Source organism: Paenibacillus sp. JDR-2, assembly GCF_000023585.1.
Taxonomy (GTDB): domain Bacteria; phylum Bacillota; class Bacilli; order Paenibacillales; family Paenibacillaceae; genus Pristimantibacillus.
This window is the reverse complement of sequence record NC_012914.1, coordinates 659,611-681,560: the sequence shown is the minus strand read 5'-3', so window position 1 is coordinate 681,560 and position 21,950 is coordinate 659,611. Positions and strand designations below refer to the sequence as shown.

19 protein-coding genes are annotated in these 21,950 nt (G+C 50.1%); 6 read left to right on the top strand and 13 right to left on the bottom strand.

Features of this window, described 5'->3' with window-relative positions; translation table 11 throughout:
* Positions 1 to 34: 34 nt before the first annotated feature.
* Positions 35 to 1,174, bottom strand: coding sequence for a hypothetical protein (locus PJDR2_RS03030; RefSeq protein ID WP_150106416.1), 1,140 nt, complete (start codon positions 1,172 to 1,174; stop codon positions 35 to 37).
* Between the two features lie 372 nt (positions 1,175 to 1,546).
* On the opposite strand from PJDR2_RS03030, the gene PJDR2_RS03025 reads away from it, so the two are divergent.
* Together PJDR2_RS03025 and PJDR2_RS03020 are read left to right on the top strand one after the other, a co-directional pair.
* Positions 1,547 to 2,041 carry a MarR family winged helix-turn-helix transcriptional regulator gene (locus PJDR2_RS03025; protein ID WP_012772575.1) on the top strand — a complete coding sequence of 165 codons (495 nt, stop codon included), beginning with the start codon at positions 1,547 to 1,549 and terminating at the stop codon, positions 2,039 to 2,041.
* Positions 2,042 to 2,053: 12 nt separating this feature from the next.
* A complete protein-coding gene (locus PJDR2_RS03020; protein ID WP_012772574.1) occupies positions 2,054 to 2,485 on the top strand; it encodes a flavodoxin domain-containing protein in 432 nt (143 codons plus the stop codon).
* Between the two features lie 65 nt (positions 2,486 to 2,550).
* Here the strand turns inward: PJDR2_RS03020 and PJDR2_RS03015 are convergent, their stop codons facing one another.
* The 7 genes from PJDR2_RS03015 to PJDR2_RS02985 all read right to left on the bottom strand — a co-directional run bounded on the left by PJDR2_RS03015 (position 2,551) and on the right by PJDR2_RS02985 (position 11,752).
* Positions 2,551 to 4,107: an ABC-F family ATP-binding cassette domain-containing protein gene (locus PJDR2_RS03015; RefSeq protein WP_012772573.1), complete on the bottom strand. Its 1,557-nt coding sequence runs from the start codon at positions 4,105 to 4,107 to the stop codon at positions 2,551 to 2,553.
* Positions 4,108 to 4,288: 181 nt separating this feature from the next.
* The gene (locus PJDR2_RS03010; RefSeq protein ID WP_012772572.1) at positions 4,289 to 4,741 is read right to left on the bottom strand and encodes a hypothetical protein; all 453 of its coding nucleotides are present in this window, start codon (positions 4,739 to 4,741) and stop codon (positions 4,289 to 4,291) included.
* A gap of 167 nt (positions 4,742 to 4,908) precedes the next feature.
* Positions 4,909 to 5,538 (bottom strand): 2OG-Fe(II) oxygenase, encoded by a 630-nt coding sequence (locus PJDR2_RS03005; RefSeq protein ID WP_012772571.1) that lies wholly within the window; start codon positions 5,536 to 5,538, stop codon positions 4,909 to 4,911.
* Between the two features lie 94 nt (positions 5,539 to 5,632).
* Positions 5,633 to 6,469, bottom strand: a complete 837-nt coding sequence (locus tag PJDR2_RS03000) for an RMD1 family protein (RefSeq protein ID WP_012772570.1) — start codon at positions 6,467 to 6,469, stop codon at positions 5,633 to 5,635.
* A gap of 142 nt (positions 6,470 to 6,611) precedes the next feature.
* On the bottom strand, positions 6,612 to 7,181 hold the full coding sequence (locus PJDR2_RS02995; protein WP_012772569.1) for a YcxB family protein: 570 nt from the start codon (positions 7,179 to 7,181) through the stop codon (positions 6,612 to 6,614).
* A 139-nt stretch (positions 7,182 to 7,320) separates the two neighbouring features.
* Complete coding sequence (locus PJDR2_RS02990) at positions 7,321 to 8,313, bottom strand: LacI family DNA-binding transcriptional regulator (RefSeq protein WP_012772568.1); 993 nt, start codon at positions 8,311 to 8,313, stop codon at positions 7,321 to 7,323.
* Positions 8,314 to 8,389: 76 nt separating this feature from the next.
* On the bottom strand, positions 8,390 to 11,752 hold the full coding sequence (locus tag PJDR2_RS02985; RefSeq protein ID WP_012772567.1) for a GH36-type glycosyl hydrolase domain-containing protein: 3,363 nt from the start codon (positions 11,750 to 11,752) through the stop codon (positions 8,390 to 8,392).
* Between the two features lie 497 nt (positions 11,753 to 12,249).
* Here PJDR2_RS02985 and PJDR2_RS02980 point away from each other — a divergent pair, with 497 nt between their 5' ends.
* The 4 genes from PJDR2_RS02980 to PJDR2_RS02965 all read left to right on the top strand — a co-directional run bounded on the left by PJDR2_RS02980 (position 12,250) and on the right by PJDR2_RS02965 (position 16,439).
* On the top strand, positions 12,250 to 13,524 hold the full coding sequence (locus tag PJDR2_RS02980; RefSeq protein ID WP_012772566.1) for a sugar ABC transporter substrate-binding protein: 1,275 nt from the start codon (positions 12,250 to 12,252) through the stop codon (positions 13,522 to 13,524).
* A 119-nt stretch (positions 13,525 to 13,643) separates the two neighbouring features.
* Complete coding sequence (locus PJDR2_RS02975; RefSeq protein ID WP_012772565.1) at positions 13,644 to 14,531, top strand: carbohydrate ABC transporter permease; 888 nt, start codon at positions 13,644 to 13,646, stop codon at positions 14,529 to 14,531.
* A gap of 15 nt (positions 14,532 to 14,546) precedes the next feature.
* On the top strand, positions 14,547 to 15,398 hold the full coding sequence (locus tag PJDR2_RS02970) for a carbohydrate ABC transporter permease (protein WP_012772564.1): 852 nt from the start codon (positions 14,547 to 14,549) through the stop codon (positions 15,396 to 15,398).
* Positions 15,399 to 15,746: 348 nt separating this feature from the next.
* Positions 15,747 to 16,439, top strand: coding sequence for a diphthine--ammonia ligase (locus tag PJDR2_RS02965; RefSeq protein ID WP_012772563.1), 693 nt, complete (start codon positions 15,747 to 15,749; stop codon positions 16,437 to 16,439).
* Positions 16,440 to 16,756: 317 nt separating this feature from the next.
* On the opposite strand, the gene urtE is transcribed toward PJDR2_RS02965, so the two are convergent.
* The 5 genes from urtE to urtA all read right to left on the bottom strand — a co-directional run bounded on the left by urtE (position 16,757) and on the right by urtA (position 21,558).
* On the bottom strand, positions 16,757 to 17,458 hold the full coding sequence (gene urtE / locus PJDR2_RS02960; RefSeq protein ID WP_012772562.1) for an urea ABC transporter ATP-binding subunit UrtE: 702 nt from the start codon (positions 17,456 to 17,458) through the stop codon (positions 16,757 to 16,759).
* Positions 17,436 to 18,212: an urea ABC transporter ATP-binding protein UrtD gene (gene urtD / locus PJDR2_RS02955; protein WP_012772561.1), complete on the bottom strand. Its 777-nt coding sequence runs from the start codon at positions 18,210 to 18,212 to the stop codon at positions 17,436 to 17,438. The genes urtE and urtD overlap by 23 nt, the downstream gene beginning before the upstream one ends.
* A complete protein-coding gene (gene urtC, locus PJDR2_RS02950) occupies positions 18,184 to 19,278 on the bottom strand; it encodes an urea ABC transporter permease subunit UrtC (RefSeq protein ID WP_012772560.1) in 1,095 nt (364 codons plus the stop codon). Before urtC ends, urtD begins: the two co-directional genes overlap by 29 nt.
* Before the next feature lie 18 nt (positions 19,279 to 19,296).
* Positions 19,297 to 20,202: an urea ABC transporter permease subunit UrtB gene (urtB, locus tag PJDR2_RS02945; RefSeq protein ID WP_012772559.1), complete on the bottom strand. Its 906-nt coding sequence runs from the start codon at positions 20,200 to 20,202 to the stop codon at positions 19,297 to 19,299.
* 102 nt (positions 20,203 to 20,304) lie between these two features.
* Complete coding sequence (gene urtA / locus PJDR2_RS02940; RefSeq protein ID WP_012772558.1) at positions 20,305 to 21,558, bottom strand: urea ABC transporter substrate-binding protein; 1,254 nt, start codon at positions 21,556 to 21,558, stop codon at positions 20,305 to 20,307.
* Positions 21,559 to 21,950: the final 392 nt, after the last annotated feature.

Here is a 21,950-nt window from a genome sequence, read left to right as displayed (position 1 = left end):
GCCATGCCCCCTTCCTTACGCGTTCTATGAAGTCTTAATAGGCATAAGCCAATAAAGCCGTCAAATTATCGAACGAATACGCTTCTTCCGTCGCCGAATTCCCGAAGCTTCCGGCAATCGGGCTTGCTTTATCTTCCACGCGGAACTGCTCCATGCGTTTAACGCTGTTCTGGTAAAGCGCTTGATCTCCTATCGTCGAGCCAATCATCGCAGCAATCGCGTAAGCGGCCGTAGATTGGATATCCGTCACCGGCTTGCCGTCCCGGCTGTAACGTCCGTACAGCGTTCCCGCTTCCACCGCCTGTTTGAGATAGGCGATGCTTGCGGCACGTTCCTGATCAATTTCAGCGAGCGACAATACCGTCAGCAGCGACTCAACGGTAATGATTTCTCCTTCATGATCGCCGTACTTGCCTGATATGTAATCATAGCGGGTTTCGTAAAAAGGGAATTTATCGGATAAATACCCTCCCGAGACGATTGTAAGCAGCCCGTCTTCCAATTCCCGTTTATCCTTGGACGAGACCTCAAGCAACCGGAGAGATTGAAAATCGGCGTAGCATAAAGTTAGGAAATTATTAGTTGTTCCATAGGCTCCGTCATAGAAATCGTACAGCTTGTCCTCGTGGACATTGTGTTCATAGACGAGCCCGCCGTAATGAGCGGCCTCGCGGCCGTAGTTGCCGCCATTGCCAAAAGCCGTCTGCGCCTCATACAACGCACGGATGATCCGCAGATCGTCGACGACGGCATTAACGGTATATTTTTTGTCGTGAAGAGGACTATAACGATAGCTGAAGCCATAATCCGCTGCCAGCGTTTCTCTAGCCCGCGACCATGCGGCATCAAAAGCTTCCTTCTGCCCGGTAAGCGCGTAATAACGCATAAGCAGACCGGCCGACTCGCTTAGTGTCTCATGACCGGTAGCGGTCTCAGCCGCCTCATCCGTTTCCTTGTAGTTCGTGTAGACACCGGCATCACCCGTAAGCTTCTGCCCAATGAATTGCTGCAGTTCCTCCCGATGCGGCGTAAGCTGAGGCGTATCGCCGTATTTCGAGGGCAAGGACACACTGCTTTTGCTGCGTTCCTCCGCGTTCTCCATGCTGCTATAAACCCAATACACGGCCAGCAGGATCACAATCAAAGCGGCCGCAAAACCCCATCGCTTGTTCACCGTCTTCAACCCCATATCTTAAATCTGTTACTCTATCCCCATTATAAATATCATACCTTTTGCTTCATTCCTAAGACGAGTAGCAATTAAAGGAAGTTTCATATCTTGCGCCAAAAAATTGACTTAATTCAAGCATAACCGATAAATGTTGCTAAAATATGAGAATTTTTGACTAAATTTTGAGCTTTGGCCGGTTTAACCGTTCTCATTTTTTTCAGACTTGTGATCTATTTCAAATGATAAAACAACAAAGGAAAAAAGCGGAAACCAGCCCCAGGTAAGGAGGCCAAACCTCCATATTTGACATTAATAGCGCATTAAAGTATCTTGACTATAAAGTATCTTGATGATCAAGATAAGTAGGAGGATTACATGATGGCCAGCAATCAACCGGGTCAAGCGACGGAGCAGCAAGAAAATCTTACGAGGGGCATGCGCAGGCTGGGAACCAGAACCGTGCTCTACCAGCAAAGCGTAGCTGCCTCCTTGGGGCTCTATAACAACGATTTTTTATCCATCGACATTCTTCATGAGAAAGGTCCCGTCACCGCCGGCGAGCTCTCGAAACTAACCGGACTCACGACTGGTAGCGTTACTTCATTGATTGACCGTCTGGAAAAAGAAGGGTTCGTGCGCAGACAGCCCGATCCCCGTGACCGCCGCAAAGTCATTATCGAGCCCGTCTATGAGAATAAAGAAGAAGTCAGCGTTACGTATCTTCAGCTGCACGCGGCGATGGTCAAACTGGCTTCAGCCTATACGGATCAAGAGCTTGAACTCATCACGCAATTTTTATCCGAGGCGGGCAGCGTCCTTGAAGAGCAGATCCGTCAGCTTCATTCAAATGCGCGCAAGAATAGAGAATAAGGAGTGAGCCAAGTGGGAGCATTGATTATCTACGCTACGAAAACCGGGGCAACCGGGCAATGCGTAAAGGTTCTGGCAGAGGAAATTCCGAATTGCACGGTTTGCGATCTTGAAGCGGAGAAGCCCCTGATCGAAGAGTATGACCGCATTATTTTGGGCGCGGGAGTCCGGGACGGGAAGATCTACAAACCGGTTCGCGATTTTATCAAAAAGAATCATGATCAGTTATTGAATAAGAAAATGGGCTATTTTATTTGCAATGAGAAACCAAAGGAGACCGAAGACATCATTGAGAGGAATATTCCTGCCGACCTGAAAGAAGCTGCCGTCTGCACGGAATCGTTTGGCGGCTATAAAGCTTATAAAGCGCCCAAAGAAGGCACCGATCAGCTGAAGGGAATTTTTGTGGATAAAATCAAAGCTTTTTCCGAAAAATTCAAGTAGCAGGCAAAAAAAATACACCGCCGGAGCACGCGGCTCCGTGGCGATGTATTCGTCATCTCAATCCCTTATCTCTGGGTCTGCATAGCCCAGGCTTCCACGTCCCATGTTTTCGTTGCCCAATCCTCGTAGAAGTCAGGCTCGTGGGAAACGAGAACGATCGTACCCTTGTAGGCCTTCAGCGCACGCTTTAATTCAGCCTTGGCAACGATGTCCAAATGGTTCGTCGGTTCATCGAACAGAATCCAGTTGCTCTCCCGCATCATCAGCTTGCACAGACGAACCTTCGCCTGTTCTCCCCCGCTGAGCTGGTTAAGCGGGCGGGTAATATGCTCGTTCTTCAATCCGCAGCGGGCAAGCGCTGCCCGAACCTCGTGCTGGCTCATGAAGGAAAACTCATCCCATACATCCTCCAGCGGAGTCATCGTCGGCGCCTTCGCTTCCTGCTCGAAATAGGCTGGAGATAGATAATCCCCAAGGTACGTTTTGCCTTCAAATGGCGGAATAACGCCAAGAATCGATTTCAGGAGCGTGGATTTACCCACGCCGTTGCAGCCTACGATCGCAATCTTATCGCCGCGTTCAATGACCATATCCATTTTGGGAAGAAGAGGCTTGTTGTAGCCGATAACCATTCCCTGTGCTTCAAATACAGTCTTGCCGCTTGTTCTGGACTCTTTGAAGTTAAAGGTTGGTTTCGCCGCTTCCTCCGGCTTATCGATCAGGTCGATGCGGCCCAGCTGCTTCTCGCGGCTCTTCGCGCGCCCGGACGTAGATGCGCGCGCCTTATTTTTCTGAATAAACTCTTCTTGCTTCTTAATATAATCCTGCTGTTTCGCGTAGGCGTCGATATGCTGGGCTTTGTTCAGCTCAGCCATCTCCAGGAACTTCTCATAGTTCGCGGTGTAACGCGTCAGCCTCGTAAATTCAAGATGATAAATCACGTTAACGACCTGATTCATAAAGCCGGTCTCATGGGAAATAAGAACAAAGGCATGGGGGTAGTTCTTCAAATAGTTCGTCAACCAGTTAATATGCTCTTCGTCCAAATAGTTGGTAGGCTCATCAAGCAATAAGACGCCCGGCTTCTCAAGCAGCAGCTTGGCAAGCAGAACCTTCGTCCGCTGTCCGCCGCTAAGCGCCGTAACGTCACGGTCAAGGCCGATTGCGTTAAGACCCAGACCATTCGCCATCTCATCGACCTTCACGTCGATCAAATAGAAATCGCCGATTTCGAGCTCTTCCTGAATTTCTCCCATCCTCACTAGAAGCTGCTCCAGCGTATCCGAATCCGCATCGCCCATTTGCGCGGCAATATCGTTAAGCTCCTCCTCTAACACAAGCAGCGGCAGGAACGCGTCCTTGAGCACATCGCGGATCGTCTTTCCCGCTTCAAGCTTCGTATGCTGGTCCAGATAACCGTAACGAACGCGAGGTGTCCATTCTACCTTGCCTTCATCCTTCAACAACTTGCCCGTCAAAATATTCATCAGGGTCGATTTCCCTGTACCGTTCGCTCCAACAAGGCCGATATGCTCTCCTTCAAGCAATCGAAAGGACACATCCTTAAACAATACCCGGTCGCCAAACGTATGCGATAACTGCTCCACTGTTAACAAACTCATTATTCTTTATCTCCATTCCTGTATACGCTACCGTTAAACCCGACATTCTCTCGATTCGTCATTGTACCATAAAACATTCTATTCCAGTTTATAATACGTAAAGTTATATGAATATGACCAATCATTAGGCGACAAATAAAAAAGCCTCGCGCATGGCGAAGCTTTTTTGCATCCTCTTTTTCTACCGCCCGACGAACATAGCAGAACCATTATCTCCCGAATAAGGCGGATCTCCGGGGATGGTAACGTAACATATAATAAGCTTGTACGACATCCCCTTGGTAATCGGCTGCATAAACGTGAGTATGAAGCTCTTGTTCTGCGCGTCCACCGGTTGAATCGTGACCCGATTAGCCGTCAGGGCATTCTGCGGCCCTACCGCGTCATTTTTGCCCAATGTGGCAATCCCGGACGGTATCGCTTCGGTTGTGCTCTGTATCCAATAGTTAGACGGATTAACGCCTTTAGCCTGATCAACCGTCCGGTCATACGTGATTTGAAGTTGATTCTGGGACAATTGCGCCGCCGACTGAAGCATTGGGATCGTCTGAGGAGCCGCATGCGCCGAGGTTGACGCCAATATAAACATAAACGCCATCAGACCTACCATCTTCCTAACACCTGCTATTTTCATCTTAACGCTCCTTTCTTCTCAACAACCATCATTAGCGTATCCTCGGGTTTCCATTTTATTCAGGAAGCATTTCATACAGACGGATGCACGGATCCATAGCTATTCCAATCATAAGAAAAGCCGGAATCCTCAGCGGATTTCCGGCTCTTTTACGTCTATGTATAAACCTAGCGGTATCTTTGCCTTCTCATCCATTGGGTTGCTACCCACTTCTCTCCGGCTTCGACGGGATGTCCTGCATGCAGCGTTAACTCGTTCAAGCGGGTATCGTTATAAAAATATTCAAAGTAGACCGCGCTGCCTTTCTTGGGCGTTACCGAAAAATGAAGAGAAGGGAAATACGTCTCGCCGCCTTCTTCCACGTCATTCAAATACATGACCAGCGTGCTGATCCGATTGTTCATACTGCTGCCTTGCGTAAAATAGTCGAAATGAGGATGATATTGTTCTCCGGGCTGATACCGCAGCACCTGCAGAGGTTCCGCGTGGGAGACCGGGATATTCATAAGCTCGGCCACCCGGGCCTCTACTTGTCCGATACACTCATTTTCGCTTTCCTCAAAAAACATGCTGCTGCTTGTTCTGACTTCGCTGACATCGTGAGAGCTCCCGATTTTGGCCCGCTGCATTCTAGCCGAAGCCAAGTCAATCAATAAATCGCATTCCGCCCAGCTTAATACATTATCCAGAATCAAAATAAGCGGTTCATCCAGCTTCCCAACGATTCGAATCTCTTTGTCCTTGGTTAAGATCTTGTTCCCTGAAGACGTTACGATCGTCTGCTCTTTAATGGTCATCGCTTTAGTTCCTCCAATATAGAATACTGAGGACGTATTCGATTCTGCATCTAGTCAGTCGATTAGTAATTCTCCGTTCTAACCGGCAATCCCTTTATGGCAGTACTCCGGCAATTTGCAGGACCGTCAGAATAACCTCTATGACAATGAGAATAACGATAATCCATTCAACGAACAATCCGCGTATTGAATGGCTGATCGTCGAGAATCCTTCTATAATGTGATGCAGGAATTCCGTTTTGTTCTTTAATATTTTATACCGGTCATTCAATTCGAAGAAATCCAGCATCTTGTCGTAAAACTCGCTGGCATGGCTGCTGCTCCAAGTAATATCGGGCTTATCCAAAATCATAATGTAAGCCAGCGAATTATACTCGTAGCGCAGGATGATCGCCGTCGTCCGGGCCAGCTCCTTGTTGCCGATCCGGAGCTTTCCTTTCTCGAGCCGTTCAATCACCGTCTCCAGCTTGTCGTTGATTTTCCCCAGCTGCTCTTCCACTTTCTCGAAAGCGACCGATTTCGCAAGAACGGTAGATATAAGTTCGGGATGGAAATGCTCGAATTCAGACACTTCCACATACTCATCCGTCAATTCGAAGGACTCTTTCTCCCCGTAATGAAGGCTGTAATCATCGGAGTAACGATCGGCGTTCGAAATATCGATCTCCGGTTCAAAAGCTGTTATGTATCTCAGGAATGCGATAATGTCCTGCGGGCGTGAATGATTAATGAAGACAATGCTCCCAAATGAAAAGACAAGCACCTGCTGCGACTCCTCGACTCGATGCTGGAGAATGGACTCCAGAATGTCGCCCTTCAGAATTAAAGGCTGCTCCCAGGTAAACTTCTTGGGAATTCCGCAATGGATCGCAATCTTGTTCAGATCAATTTCATTCGTGAGGGCAAAAGCTTTAAAGGTCATTTCCTTCATTTCGATCACTCTTTTCAGTCGAACTGAAATTTAAGGCGTATTATTACATTATTCCCTGTCCTCCTTTCTTATACCCCGTTCTGCCCCGCTGACAAAAAAGCCGGAATCCTGAAATAGGATCCCGACTTCTTCCTCTTATGAACTAGCTCGCATTGAAATATTGAATGATGCCGACGGTAACGACGAAGATAGCGATATAAACGAGCAGATTTCTTGCCCATCGGTAGCTCTTTTTCCGTGTAACTCGGCTGCGGGTAGCGTGCTTGAATTGGCTCCACTCTTCTTCGGTAAAACTCCTGCGGGGGAATATATGGGCCGTGACGCCGTTCACCAATAAATAAATGGCCGATTTGGTAGCGAATAGACCGGTAAAGTCCTCCCACTGCATTCTCACAGTCAACGAGTCGCTCTCCAAAATCATTCCTTCATCCGACCATGTATATTTTTTCTCTTCTCTCAAAAATCGATTATTGATATTTTTCTTATGACCTTTTACAAGGAGGATAGCAAAGAGAGGCACAAAGATAAAGATGAAAATCATGAATGGATTTAGACTGGAGATGTCTCTGTCCACAATAACAATGATGATGTTTAACAGGGACATGAGATACATAAAACCAAGAATCCAGGGATATGCTTTCTTTTTCAGAAAAGTTAATTGCAGCTTTACCAAATCTTCTTTGGTGAGTGTAACGGAACAAGATCCTTGCATGGTTTTCCCTCCGCGTAATCATTTCCATAATATTCAAATCCGACTATACCATGCCAAAGTGCCTATGTATAGAAAAAAAGACCAGAAATCATCCGGCGAGGATCTCTGATCTTTCGTGCTTTGTATTATTCATTTGTGCTTATCGCGTAACTGAACCTACCGACCCGCCTCGAATAAGAGAGACATAGATTCTTTCCTGCTCGACTTCTTGTCCGCCGATAACCTTAAGAAGCTGCTCCGCCGCAATTGCTCCCCATTTGCGCTTCGAATAATCAATCGTTGCGAGGCGAGGGTGCATGAAGGAGGCCAGCTCCAGATTATCAAAGCCGATCAAGTGCAGGTCCCGGCCAATCACAATATCCGGATGATTCCTTTGCAAGTAATGGCACATCCCGATCGCCATCTCGTCGTTGAAGCAGAATATCGCCGCCGGTTCGCCCTTCGAGCTGATAATGCCGTCTGCGGCTAATCTTGCCGCTGCATGCTCGCCCGATGACTTGTTGAAATCGCCTTCAATAACAGTAAGCGAAGCATCGCTTGCGCGCTCTACGACCTGGGTGGCCGCCGCCAAGCGCTGTTTGGAATCAAAGGAACCTCCCGGCCCCGTTATAGCGTACAGCTTCCGGTGTCCCTGCTCCAGCAAGTATTCGATTGCCAGAGCCGCTCCGGCTTTATTGTCGAGCAGCACCTGGTTAACGTTCGCATGGTTCAGCTCCCGGTCCAGCACGACCAGCTTATGCCCGCGTTCCGCGTAGCTGGCCAGCTCTTTGCTGTCGAAAGTCTCGTCAAGGATAATCGCTCCGTCGATCAATCTCTCCGGAAGCATGCGGTGCGACTGCTTGCCGCTGCATACGATCAGATCATAGCCTTTGACCGACAGCACTTCCTTCATCCCCTGAAGGAGGTCTCCATAGAACGCCCCGCTGAAATCGGTCAGAAACACTCCGATGATTTTCGTTTCTCTCCGCTTGAGCGATCGCGCGGCAGCATTCGGGACATAGTTCAATTCATTTGCAACCGCCAGTATTCTGGCCGTTGTTTCTTCCGTTACTTTCGGATTGCCGTTTAACGCGTAAGATACGGTCGATATTGAAACGCCCGCTTGTTTGGCGATGTCTTTAATGCTGACCACAGTTCCCACTCCTCCTTGTCCTTATTCTACTATAACACAAGGACTGGCGGCACCTAGATACCACCAGTCCTTCCGATTACATCATTATTTCAATCCGGTTGCCTTCAGGTCGCAGACTTGCAGTCAGCTGCTCTTCCGTAATACGCACGCCGCCATCGCGATAACGGTTATCCGTATAGGTGAACTCCGTTTCCTGACCGTTTATGAGGATGCGGCTTACGCGCGCTCCTCCGCCAAGACGGTAGACAAACGTAACCGGCTTGCCGTTCCAGCCAAAATCAAACGTCAGTCCGTCCAGCTTCTCCGGCAATACCGGATCGACAACAAGGTCGCAGCCGGACTGGCGGATCCCGAGTGCATTCGAGATCAGCTGGTTCATGTAGATCCCCGGGCCGCTCGAATAAATACGCCATCCGCCCTTCACCTGCACGCTGCCGTCACGCAATTCACCGAAGCGCTCTTGAGCGTCGTAACGGTTCATGAACTTGCCGTCGGAGCTGCTGAAGTAGGAGTTGCTTTGACGCAGCTCGGCGTTAGGCACAACATCGCGAATACCTACGGGATTGATCGTCAGAAGTCCCTTCCATACTTCATCCGTCTTGCCCAGCTTCGCCATTGCTTCCACGAAACGGATATGCGCATGGACATACTGCAGGCCGATTTCCCGTCCGAAGTTAGCCGCCTGCTCCGCGCGCTTGAAGTTCACGCTGACGCCACCCGCGTAATTCGCAGGCCGGTCCATCAGACGTACGCCGTCCGGACAATACAGCTTCTCTTTAATAATGCGGTAGTGAGCTTCCGCCTGTTCTTCCGTCAGGAGCTCGCTGATCATGCTGCGCGTCATCGGAAGCAGACGGTATTGGATACCCGTAGTCGTATCCGTCGGATGCAGCATCAGCTTCGCTTCCTCCGGCTTCTCCATGTAGACAAAGCCCGGAATAACCTCTTCCGCAAGCATGTAGCGGTTGAAGTCTGTCTGAATACCTGCCGCCAGCTGCGTAAGCTCTTCGGCAAGCGCGGAATCGAAGCTGTCCAGCACGCGGCCGAATTGGGCGATAACCTGGTAAGTCAGCGAAACCGTCCAGCTGCTGATCATGTATTTTTTGAGCTGGGCATTTGCCGGCTGCAGCGTATCGTCCCAGTCTCCGTCGCCGTAGGAGGACAGATGCGTGCCGTGCAGGAAATGCTCTTTAATGTAGTCGATTTCCTTGATTGCATGATCAAGCAAAGTCGCGGATTGCTCCGTGAATTCGCCCGTATGGCGGATCGAGTAAGGAACGCGTTGCTCCAGAATGCCATAATCTTTGGTTGCGGCCAGATAATCGCCAAGCACCTTCAGCGGCCATACGATAATATCGCCATGGCTCTCTTCCTGCTGGATCTGGTAATAACGGTCGAACATAAACCATTGGGGCCAGTTGCCTTCGTCTTCGTATTGATGCGAGTAAACGGTCTTCAAAATTTCCGTCACTTGCCCATACTTATGCGTGGACAGGAAGTATTCCGCCGGTCCTTGGCATACGTCGCGAGTACCCCAAGCCGCTCCGCCGTACTGCTCCAGGCCATGCGGCACCGAATAGTGGACGAGCATATTATGCGTATACCACCATGCGAGCGAGTTCATTTTGACGAGTTCGTCCTGCGCAGCGCCGTCATGGGACAGCTGGAAGCCGTTCATTACCTGACGCAAAAAGTCTCTATAGCGCTCGATCTCGCCTGCCGCCTGTTTTTCTTCAAACGGCAGATCTTCGCCTTGCAGCAGCCCTTGAACCGTGATCGTCCAAGCCGAAGTTGCCGCCAGCTCAAGAACGACAAGCGATGCCGCACCCGGCGTTAGCCCTTCGGCAAGCACGCTCTCGTCCAGAGCGGTAACCGACGCGCCGTCTACGCGCATACGGTATTGCAGGTTCGGGAACACCTTTGTGCTTTGCGACTGGCTGTCAGCCTTAAAGATAAGCACGCCGTCCTTCTCTTCCATGGAGTAAGGCAGCTCGTATTCGTTATTGTTCATCGACACCTGGTTCGTTACTTTAAACCGGTAGCTGCGCTCTTTCTGCGAGCGAAGCTCCAGACGGACCTCCGGCGAATCAACCATTGTGTAGTTCGTAATGACAAGCGTATCGCCTTCCGTCTTATAGAACCATTTCGCATAGTTAAAGCCCATCTCGAACATCGAAGGCATCGCGAGCAAGCGATAAACGCCGTCAACTTCAACATAAATGCGCTGACCGGAAGTCTTGAGCACATTAAGCGCGTTACGCGCATTGGTTATCATTTTATGGAAATTCGTATTGCCCGCCAGAAGCTGCGAGTTGAAAATCCCGTACATATAAGAAGTCGTAGTCATCACGTTGTCCGTCATGCGGTCATTGCCGCCGGACATTAGAATGTGTCCATGCGGACGCTCGACAAGCAGCTCCTTCTCCTTAAGCACCACATGCTCATGCGTTTCCGTGAAGAAGGATAGAAGTTGACCGTCCTGGAATTCTTCCTGCTTCCGGTTCGGGTACATCGACGTGATCTCTTCCAGATCCATAGACAATGTACGAAGCGGCGATCCGATCGCAGACGATACGACAACCTTCGGATAAGTCTCTTCCGCTCCAGCTTGCTGCGTCTTGTCGGCGGACTCTAGCTGCTTCCAAGCCTCCAGCACTTCCTCGAAGTATTCCAGCTTCTCAACCGCCGAAGGATGATCCTTCTTGAACAGTCCGTAGAATACGAAGCGTGCTTCGCCTTGAACCTGAGTCTTCGGAGTTTGAAGGGCTGCATACGTGAATTCATATTGATAAATCTCATTCGGCAGCGTAGGCTGCAGCAGTGCTTCCGGCACATCGGTCTCTTTATGGCTTAAGCCGAAAAATTGAAAGCCGTCTGTCGAATAGCCTGCTGCTCCCGTCAGCGAACCATGCTGCATGTAAGGGAAAGCGCCTCCCATCGGCTGGTTTTGCCGGAAGCAAAGCGCATAACCAAGCTGCTCATCCCGGAATGCCTTATGGTCAACGTATTGGGAGATATATGCCTCGTTCGTCCGGACAGCCCCGGTATCCCCAAGACCAAGATCTTGTCCGTAGACAACGTCAATCGTTGCATCGCTGCCTTGAACGGTTACGTCCCAGAACCAAACGCCATGCTTGGTTAAGGTAAAAGTAACCTTGTATTTCAATTCGCCGCCAAATGCTGCTCCAGCCCAGACCAGCTTATCGCCGGCTTTCGTCAAACGACTGGATGAGCGAATGCCAAGCAGCGGTTCGAAGCGGATTCCTTCCTCTGTATGCTTGCGCAGATAAATGTTGTTCATGGATCCGTCAACCGGATGCGTCATGACCTGATTCAGCATCGTTTCTCCAGACCGGGCAACGAACAGATCGCCGCTGCTCCAGAAATCGAATGCCAGTTCCCCGTTTTCCATACGGATCATGCTTTTTGCTGTCTCCATTATTTTAATTATGCCTCCCCATTTGTCCAACCTCATGTTATAGCCGAAATGGTTACGTGTAGGATTGCCTATTCGCGTTATATTCTTCACACCGATGAAGTCAAAATCAACTATAGAAACGTTTCGATAATACCTAGAACAGGATTATAATCAAATAATTTAGGGTAGTCAACCTCGTGAAAAGGATAAATAGAAACGTTTCTATTAATTCCGATGTGTAAAAAAATAATACTTGAAAGCGCTTATGCTCTGCTCTATAATGTCGTTGAAACGTTTCTACAACGAATTAACCTAGAATTAAACGCAGAGGATTGTCCTAAAGAACATCTGAGAAGGAGGGAATCGGGCGCTATCGAAACGATTCTCGAACAGAGGATTGACTCAAGAAGCGAATACATCGGCCACTCTAACCTATAGAGCAAAGCCGAATAATTGAAGCATTGCCACTGCATACTATTTTTTAACAACCGACAACATGGGGAGGTCTTGTTTTTATTATGACATTCAAAAAATCTCTTACAGCCACGCTCGCAGGCTCCGTACTGCTTATGGGCATTCTATCCGCTTGCGGCGGAAATAAAGCAGAAAACAACAGCACCGCAGATCAAGGCAGCACAGGCAAAGGCGGCAAAGTTACTCTTAATGTATGGGGCATGGGCGAAGAAGCCAAATCCCTTCCGAAAATCGCCGAGCAATTCGAAGCCGAAAATCCGGACATCAAAATCAATGTTCAGCCGCTTCCTTGGGACACGGCGCATGACAAGCTGCTGACGGCCGTTGCTTCCAAAAAAGGCCCGGACGTTGTTCAAATGGGTACAACTTGGATTCCGGAGTTCGCTAACGCCGGCGCATTGATGGACCTGTCCTCCGATATCGCCAACTATCCGGAGCTTGCGGACAGCAACTTCTATGACGGTTCCTTGAATACAACGAAATACGACGGCAAAACCGTAGGCGTACCTTGGTATATCGATACTCGCGTTCTTTACTACCGTACGGATCTGCTGAAGGAAGTCGGCTACGACCAAGCACCAAAAACTTGGGATGAGCTGAAAGACGCGGCGGACAAGCTGAAAGCACGCGGCGCTAACAAATACGGCATCAGCCTTGACGTAAAAGAACAGACTCTTATGTTCATGTTCGCCCGCCAGAACGGTTCCAAGCTGATCGACGGCAACAAGCCGTTGTTCAACGAGCCGCAATTCGTAGAAGCGGTTGATTACCTGAACAGCTTCTTCAAAGACGGCGACGCTCCGCTTGACCTTGGCATCGACATCGTAGCCGGCTTCAAAGGCGACGGCATCCTGCCAATGTTCATCAGCGGTCCTTGGATGGTTAAGCTGATTAACGATCAAGCTCCTGAACTGAAAGGCAAATGGGCAACTGCGGTTCTTCCTGCGAAGGAAAACAACATCTCGGCACTTGGCGGCTCTAACCTGTCCGTCTTCCAATATACCGATCACAAAGAAGAAGCAATGAAATTCCTTGCTTACATGAGCAAGCCGGAAACACAGCTCAAATGGCTTGAGCTTGCAAACGCATTGCCTTCCACGAAAAAAGCTTGGGAGGATCCGGCGCTGACTAGCGATCCAAACCTGAAAGTAATCGGCGAGCAAATGAAGAGCTCCGAGCCAATGCCGCTCCTGAAGCCTTGGGAGCAAGTTGCGCAAGAAGCATTGAACTCGTTCGAGAAGGTATACCGCGGCCAAACGAAGACGCAAGACGAAATGAACAGCTTTAATAAGAAAGCTACCGATATTCTTAGCAAGTAACAGCAGCATCTTGGAATGCAAGCAAGCACCGGCAGCACTTCTGAACCTAAACAGAAACGCTGCCGGTTATGTTTTGCCATTAATTTTTGCGGTAGAAGCGCAAAGGAAAGGAAGCATGGATGAAAGGATATTCTCAGAGCAAAGCGCCTTATTTCTTTATCGCTCCCGCGCTTATTTTACTGATACTGTTTTCATTGTTACCGATTGTCGTCGCTCTTGTTATCAGCTTTACGAACATGGACCTTGCCGGTCTTGCCGACTGGTCGAATATTTCATTCGTTGGACTCGACAATTATGTGGACGTATTGGCTGATCCCGTGTTCGGCAAGTCCATCTTAAATACATTATTTTATGTCGTTATCGGTGTGCCGCTTATTCTGATCGGCTCCCTTCTCATTGCTATTATCGTTAACTTCGGAGGCAACCGGATCTTTAATGCCTTCCGCGTCATTTACTACATGCCTTCCGTTACGAACGTTGTTGCGGTCGCGGTTGTATGGACATTGTTGTATAACCCTATCTTTGGTCTGCTGAACTATTTGCTTGATGCCGTTAATCTGCCAGCCGTACCATGGCTCCAGGATCCGATTATGGCGAAAATCTCGCTGATTATTATGGGCGCATGGCGTGGGATTGGTCTGAACATGATCATCTTTATCGCGGCGCTGCAAGGTATTCCGAAGTCTTATTACGAAGCGGCTCAGCTCGACGGTGCCGGCAACTTCCGGCAGCTGATGTACATTACGATTCCGATGCTTCGTTTCGCGATCTTCTTCGTGTCCATTACAACGATGATCGGCTGGCTTCAATTCTTCGAAGAGCCGTTTATTATGACGGACGGCGGTCCGCTGGACAGCACCACTTCCGTGGCTTTGTTTATCTATCACAACGGCTTCCAGCTCAGCCACTTCGGCTACTCGGCTGCAGGTTCGTTCGTACTGTTCTTCGCAATCATTCTCATCACGCTCTTGCAGTTCAAGCTGCAGGGCAAAGATACGGATCTATAATTAGGAGGTGAACAAATGAGCGCACACGCAAAATCTGGATCCAGCGCATCCAAAAACGACCTGGCGCTGAAATGGGCCCTTGGCGCGCTGCTCACCATAGGCGGAATCCTGGTCATCCTGCCTTTTATATGGATGATCCTCTCCGCCTTCAAGTCGGAATCGGAGATGCAGAATATCCCTCCCACCTTCCTGCCCGTAGATGCTACGTTTGACAACTTCAAACACCTGTTCACCAAAATGAACTTTGGCGTTTACTTGAAAAACACGCTGATCATCGTCGTTTTCTCCTTTGTTGGCCTGTTCATGAACGCTATGGCCGGTTTCGGGTTTGCGAAATATAAGTTCAAGGGCGGCAGCGTCCTTTTCTATCTCGTGCTCGCTACCATGATGATTCCAGGTCAGGTTACGATGATTCCGATTTACCTGATTCTGAACGAGATGCACCTGATCAACACGATGGCGGGTATCATCCTGCCGGGTCTCGTTGGCGCCTTCGGCATCTTCCTGTTCCGCCAGTTCATGCAGACGATTCCGGACGAGCTTCTTGAGGCTACACGCCTGGACGGTGCAAGCGAATTCCGTACCTTCATGCAGATTGTGCTTCCGATTTCGAAGCCCATTCTTGCGGTACAAGGCATCCTCGCTTTTATCGCCGGCTGGAATAGCTTTATCTGGCCGCTTATTATCGCGAATGATGAGAAGCTGTACACCTTGTCCGTTGGCCTGACCTTGCTCAAAGGACAATACGGCGGCAACTTCGCGCTTCAGATGGCCGGCTCCACCTTTATGGTCATCCCGATTATCGCGATCTTTATCATCTTCCAAAGACATATTATCGAGAACTTCTCGATCTCGGGGATGAAGTAAGCTGAGCAGTATGAGTTTAAAAATGGGTTATCCCGCTAGTCATAACATGACGAGGGATGACCCATTTTTTATTTCTATGAATGCATGCGAGCTACATTGGTTTTCATACAGCATAATGGGACATTTTTGCCCGTTAACCCGATTTACATTGGATTTGCAGCAGTATATTCAGTCCAAATTGGACAATAGCGTGCTCATCTGGAGGCTTATGTTGGAGTGAATCCATCGTAGACTCAGAATCATTCATTTTATCCTCATTTCACTGTAGGAAATCCAACGTACCTATGCGGCCCGGGACGGCAAATCGTGTTACAATTCACAGAGCATAACAGGAAGGAGATTAAAGGAATGAAAGAAACGGTGAACTGGAAAAATGGCGCCCACGGGCATAAATTCATAGCCTCTTACAGCGGAGGAAAAGACAGCACCCTAGCGCTATATAAATCCATGAAGGTTGGAGAGCCGATTGGGCTTATCGTCATGATGGAGGAAGAAGGGAAACGCTCCCGATCCCATGGCATGCCCCCGAAGCTTATCCGCGCTCAAGCCGAATCCATCGGCTTACCGGTATATGCGGCTGCCGCAAGCTGGGAGGATTACGAAAAGGAATTTATAGCCCTTCTTGAAAAAGCCAAGCATCAAGGCGCCGAAGCGTTAGTGACGGGAGACTTGGATATGCCCGTTCAAGACTGCTGGCATGACAAGGTCACCCGGATCGCCGGCCTAAAGCTTGGAATGCCATTATGGGAAATGGATCATCTAGAGGTTGTTGAAGAGTTTATTAATCTCGGATTCATTTCCGTTGTTGTCACTGTCAATTTATCGTTAGGAATGAAGGAAGAAGATTTAGGACGCGTGTTAACTCACGACTACATAAAGGAGCTGCTCGTCCGCGGAATTGACCCATGCGGAGAAGGCGGCGAATTTCATACCACCGTCATAGACGGCCCTCTCTTCAAGCATCCCATCCCTATTCGCAAAGGCAGCATTGTCAGAAACGGCGAATATGCCTTTATGCCTTTGGAGCTTATAGAGTCTTAAAGGATGGCTTGAAATGCAGCAGTTCACCTACGTTGTACAGAATACAGTAAAATCATGCAATTTAGCTCGTGAATGGAAAATATCCTGCACGGAGTGCAGGATATTAGAGAAAACGGGTCCAATTGGACCAAAATTGGCGAAATATAATGCATTTTGTGCAACCTTTTCGCAAATACCGTCCGATTTAGGCAAATATCCTGCATTTTGTGCAACGCGCCCCAGCTAGCGGCTAGCAGCTATCCTACAACCTACAACCTGCAGCCTGCAGCCTGCTAGACCTTCCTTACAACTGCAGCCGCTCCAACCCATTCGCTTCCTCACACCGTCAAATACTTCTTAATCACTTCGTCGCTTAAATCCTCCAAGCCGCCTTCCCAGGCGATTGCCCCCTTATCCAGCACGTAGAAGTAGTCGCCGACGCTCTTCACGAAATCGAGACTCTGCTCGACAAGCAGAATCGATGTCTTGCCATCCGCCTTAATGGAGCGAATGACATCGCGGATATCGTCAACGATAGACGGCTGAATGCCTTCGCAAGGTTCATCGAGCAGCAGCAGATCCGGCTTTGACGCGAGCGCCCGCGCGAACGCCAGCTGCTGCTGCTGCCCGCCGCTCAGGTCCCCGCCGCGCCTGCTATACATCGTTGGCAGCACCGGGAACTTGGCGATCGCTTCCTCCGGAATAGAGCGTGCCGCCATCTTCTCGCGCGTTGCCTCAAGGCCGACCAATATATTCTCGTAAACGGTCAGCTGCCCGAAAATCTCGCGCCCCTGCGGCACATAACCAATTCCCCTCTTTGCGCGGCGCCCCGGCGCGGCCTTCGTCAGCTCATGCCCGTTGTAAGCAACGGTTCCTTTCCGCGCCTTGAGCAGTCCCATAATGCTTTTCATCAGCGTTGTCTTCCCGACGCCGTTGCGCCCAAGCAAGCAGACGACCTGCCCCGGCTCGACCTGCAGCGTCACGTCACGTAAAATCACGCTTTCCCCGTATCCGGCTTCAAGCTGTTGAACGGCTAACATCCGCATCCCGCCTTTTCCCGAGATATACCTCCGCTACTCGGTCATCCCCCTGCACCTCTTCCATCGAGCCTTCCTTCAGCAGCTTTCCTTCATGCATAACCGTCACCTTGCTCGCGAAGTTGCGGACAAACTCCATGTCATGCTCCACAACCACAATCGAACGCTTACGGGCAATTTCAATCAGCAGTTCGCCTGTCTTATCCGTTTCCTTATCCGTCATGCCCGCAACCGGCTCATCGAGCAGCAGCACCTCCGGCTCTTGGAGCAGCATCATGCCAATCTCGAGCCATTGCTTCTCGCCATGCGATAAGCCGCCTGCCCGCCAATCCGCCTTATCCTGCAGCCCAATCATGACTAGCTGCTGCTCAATCCGCTGCCGCTCCTCCGCCTTCATCCGGGCGAACAGCACCGTAAATACGCCGCGCTTCTGGCGCATGGCGATCTCCAGATTCTCAAATACCGTCATCGACGGAAAAATCGACGGCGCCTGGAACTTGCGGCCGATGCCAAGCTCGGCGATCTGATGTTCTTTTTTCTTCGCGATATCAATGGATTGCTTGAAGGTAACCGTCCCCGCCGTCGGTTTTACTTTGCCGCAGATCACGTCCAGCATCGTTGTTTTGCCGGCACCGTTTGGTCCAATGAGGAAGCGAAGCTCCCCTTTCCGCAAATGCAAGCTCATTCCCTGAATGGCCTTGAACCCGTCAAAAGCTACCGTCACCTCATTACATTGCAGGATACTCGACTCGCTCATGCTCCGGCTCACTCCTCTCCTCTTTCTTCTTGCGGAACTTCAGCTTAGCGGCAAGGCCCGCCACCCCGTTAGGCAGAAAGACAACAACCAGAATAAACACGCCGCCGAGAAAATACGTCCAGCCCTGAGGATAGGTGGTGCTGAACTCGCTTTTTGCCCAGTTCATCAGCACCGCCCCAAGCGCTGCGCCGATCAAGGTTCCGCGGCCGCCGATCGCAACCCACAGCACCATCTCAATGGAAGGCACGATCCCCATCATGGAAGGCGAGATTATGCCGACATGCAGCACAAACAGCATTCCTGCAATACCGGCGATAGCCGCCGACATCGTAAACACAACCATCTGGTAGACCGCCGGATTATACCCGATGAATCGGACCCGGTTCTCCCCGTCCCGGATCGCGCGAAGCACTTTGCCGAACCGGCTTTTCACCACGTATCGGCATAGGATAAATACCGCCACCAGCACGGCTGCCGTCACCCAATACAGCATCCGCTTCGTATCCGGCGAAGCAATCGGCTCGCCTAATATTTTGCCGAACCCCGTAACGCCGTTAGTCCCGCCCGTATAGGCCTGCTGTCCGACAAGCAGCGTTGTCGTAATAATAACGAGAGCTTGCGTAAGAATAGTGAAGTACACGCCGCGAATCCGGTTGCGGAAGGTGAAATATCCCAGGAACAGCGCCAGCGCAGCAGGTATGAGAATTCCCATCAGCACCGCAAAGCCAAAGCTCCCGAACGGCTTCCAGAAGATCGGCAGCTCGCTTAATCCGCTCCAGCCCATAAAATCCGGCAGCTTACCGCCGCTCGCCTCAAGCTTCAGATACATCGCCATCGCATAGGCGCCTAATCCAAAGAAGATACCGTGCCCCAAGCTTAGAATGCCGGTATAGCCCCAGATCAGATCCAGACCAAGCGCAACAATGGCAAACGCCAGAAACTTTGCAAGCAAGTTTAATCGGAAGTCGCTTAAATAAAGCGGAGCCGAGAACAATGCAGCGGCAGCAGCCGCGTAACAGGCGAGCAGCCATAAACGCTGGGGAGAAAGTTTTCGCATCGTCAACATTTGCTTCTCCACCTCTCTCTATGAATCAAGCGAACGCGAACGCATGGCGACGAATCCCATCGGCCTCCATTGCAGGAAAGCAACGATGCAGATGAACACGAGCACTTTGCCAAGCGATGCATTCGTCCAATATTCGAACATCGTGTTAAAGACGCCAATTCCGAGCGCGCCAAGCACGGTGCCCACCAGCTTGCCGACTCCGCCAAGCACAACAACCATAAACGCATCCACAATATAATAAGTGCCAAGCGATGGCCCTATCGGACCAATCAGCGTCAGCGCGCAGCCGGCGATGCCGGCAATTCCCGAACCAATCGCAAAGGTCATCGCATCGACGCGGCGGGTGGATACGCCAAGGCAAGCCGCCATATCGCGGTTCTGCATAACCGCCCGCATTCGGCGCCCTTCCAGGCTGCGGTAAATATAGAAGTACATCGCAAGCAGGGTAACGATAACAAGCCCGATGATAAACAGCCTTTTATAAGGAAGGACCGCGCCAAGGAAGCTAACCCCGCCATCCAGCCAGGTCGGACTCGTCACCGCAACGTTAGGAGCGCCAAAGATCGATCTCGCAAGCTGCTGCAGCACCAGACCAACGCCCCAAGTGGCAAGCAGGCTGTCGAGCGGCCGGCCATACAGAAACCGGATCAGGCTCATCTCAAGGATTAGGCCAAATAGGAAGGCGATCAGGAAGCTGACCGGTATCGCAAGCGCGAAATACCAGTCAAACATCGACTTCGGCAAATAATCTTTAAACATATTTTGCGTCAAGTACGTGGAGTAAGCGCCAATCATAATAAGCTCGCCATGCGCCATATTGATGACCTTCATCAGCCCAAACGTAATGGCCAGGCCAAGCGCAATCAGCAGCAGGATCGAGCTGACGCTCAGCCCGTTAAACAGCTGCAGGGTAATGACCTCCATATGCCTTCAACTCCTTCGGGGTTATGCAAAAGGAGAGTATCCGAAGCCTAACTCTGTCGAATACTCTCCCTTCATCCTTGCTGTTCGGCTTACTTCCGCTTATTAATCAGTTGGCTTAATGCTTGCTGCCCAGTCGTAGCCTTTCAGGAACGGATCCGGCATTACTGCATCTCCGGAGTTCCACAGCTCTTTGAACTGTCCGTCCGCCTGCACCTCGCCGATCCGGACCGTTTTGTAAATATGCTGGTTCTCGCCGTCAATCTTTACTTTGCCTTCCGGAGCATCCCACTCGAGATCCTTCGCTGCCGCTTTGACTTTATCCACGTCGGTCGAGCCTGCCTTCTCCACGGCAGCCTTCCACAGGTATACCGCGGTGTAGCCTGCTTCAATCGGGTCAGCCGTCACGCGGTCCTCGCCGTATTTCTTCTTATAATTCTCGACAAACGTCTTGTTCGCCGGGGTATCCGTTGTTTGATAGTAGTTCCATGCCGCCAGATGCCCTTGCAGCACGTCTACGCCGATCCCGCGGATTTCTTCTTCCGCTACCGATACGGACAGCGTAGTAATATCCTTCGCCGAAATGCCCGCATCCTTCAGCTGCTTGAAGAAGGCCACGTTGCTGTCGCCGTTAAGCGTGTTAAACACAACGTCCGGCTTTGCTTCTTTGATTTTGCTTATAATCGTGCTGTAGTCGGTATGGCCAAGCGGCGTATATTCCTCTCCGACCATTTCGCCGCCTTTTGCCTTTAATTGCTCTTTGATGATCAGGTTTGCCGTACGAGGGAAGACGTAGTCCGAGCCAAGCAGGTAGAACTTCTTGCCGCGGTTCTCAAGCAGCCAGTCAACGGCCGGAACGATCTGCTGGTTCGTTGTAGCGCCTGTATAGAAGATGTTAGGGGAAGCTTCGAGACCTTCGTATTGCACCGGGTACCAGAGCAGTCCGTTAAGCTCCTCGAACACCGGCTTCATCGCTTTGCGGCTGGAGGACGTCCATCCTCCGAATACCGTTGCGACTTTATCTTCGGAGAGCAGCTTGCGCGCCTTCTCGGCAAAGGTCGGCCAGTCGGATGCGCCATCCTCCTGAATCGCTTCGATCTTCTTGCCAAGCACGCCGCCTGCTGCGTTAATTTCCTCAATCGCCATCATTTCCGCATCGCGAACGGATACTTCGCTGATCGCCATCGTACCGCTTAAGGAATGCAGGACCCCTACCTTAATCGTATCTCCTGAAGCTTCTGCCCCACTGCTCTCGGTTGTCGTGGATGCCGGTTTCTCATTGTTGTTGCCGCAGGCTGCAAGCAGCATGCTAAGCACAACCGCAACAAGCCCCGTCTGATAAAACCATTTCTTTTTCATCTCTCCACTCCCCAGTTCTTCTTTCTAATTACGAACATTTAATTGGAATGTGTTACCATTGTTCGCAACCTCATTATAGGGGCGGCCAAATCTTCGCGTCAATATACATGACATTAAAATTAGAAAATGAGGAAATTCGTCTCATTAATTGGTTTCTAAAGGACACTTTTCGATGAAATTCGGCAAATTTCTTGGATAGAACCCCCTTCATACTTGTAGTTTATATCATTAAATTAACAATATATGTTACATTTATGGATGTTCTATGCTGAAAGAAAATATAAGATGATATTCCAATCCCACGGAAGTAAAGGTAACTAATTTTCTTCCCAGTCCATAAGTGTAAAGTTAACTTGACATAAAGAATACTTTGATTTACATTGTGCATAAAC

Bases quoted from the DNA above. Each gene is read 5' to 3' on its own strand.
- PJDR2_RS03025 (WP_012772575.1), top strand. From the start codon at position 1,547: ATGATGGCCAGCAATCAACCGGGTCAAGCGACGGAGCAGCAAGAAAAT.
- urtC (WP_012772560.1), bottom strand. From the start codon at position 19,278: ATGTTGACGATGCGAAAACTTTCTCCCCAGCGTTTATGGCTGCTCGCC.
- PJDR2_RS03005 (WP_012772571.1), bottom strand. From the start codon at position 5,538: ATGACCATTAAAGAGCAGACGATCGTAACGTCTTCAGGGAACAAGATC.
- PJDR2_RS02975 (WP_012772565.1), top strand. From the start codon at position 13,644: ATGAAAGGATATTCTCAGAGCAAAGCGCCTTATTTCTTTATCGCTCCC.
- PJDR2_RS02970 (WP_012772564.1), top strand. From the start codon at position 14,547: ATGAGCGCACACGCAAAATCTGGATCCAGCGCATCCAAAAACGACCTG.
- PJDR2_RS02995 (WP_012772569.1), bottom strand. From the start codon at position 7,181: ATGCAAGGATCTTGTTCCGTTACACTCACCAAAGAAGATTTGGTAAAG.
- PJDR2_RS02965 (WP_012772563.1), top strand. From the start codon at position 15,747: ATGAAAGAAACGGTGAACTGGAAAAATGGCGCCCACGGGCATAAATTC.
- urtD (WP_012772561.1), bottom strand. From the start codon at position 18,212: ATGAGCGAGTCGAGTATCCTGCAATGTAATGAGGTGACGGTAGCTTTT.
- PJDR2_RS02985 (WP_012772567.1), bottom strand. From the start codon at position 11,752: ATGGAGACAGCAAAAAGCATGATCCGTATGGAAAACGGGGAACTGGCA.
- urtA (WP_012772558.1), bottom strand. From the start codon at position 21,558: ATGAAAAAGAAATGGTTTTATCAGACGGGGCTTGTTGCGGTTGTGCTT.
- urtE (WP_012772562.1), bottom strand. From the start codon at position 17,458: ATGTTAGCCGTTCAACAGCTTGAAGCCGGATACGGGGAAAGCGTGATT.
- PJDR2_RS02980 (WP_012772566.1), top strand. From the start codon at position 12,250: ATGACATTCAAAAAATCTCTTACAGCCACGCTCGCAGGCTCCGTACTG.
- urtB (WP_012772559.1), bottom strand. From the start codon at position 20,202: ATGGAGGTCATTACCCTGCAGCTGTTTAACGGGCTGAGCGTCAGCTCG.
- PJDR2_RS03015 (WP_012772573.1), bottom strand. From the start codon at position 4,107: ATGAGTTTGTTAACAGTGGAGCAGTTATCGCATACGTTTGGCGACCGG.
- PJDR2_RS03010 (WP_012772572.1), bottom strand. From the start codon at position 4,741: ATGAAAATAGCAGGTGTTAGGAAGATGGTAGGTCTGATGGCGTTTATG.
- PJDR2_RS03000 (WP_012772570.1), bottom strand. From the start codon at position 6,469: ATGAAGGAAATGACCTTTAAAGCTTTTGCCCTCACGAATGAAATTGAT.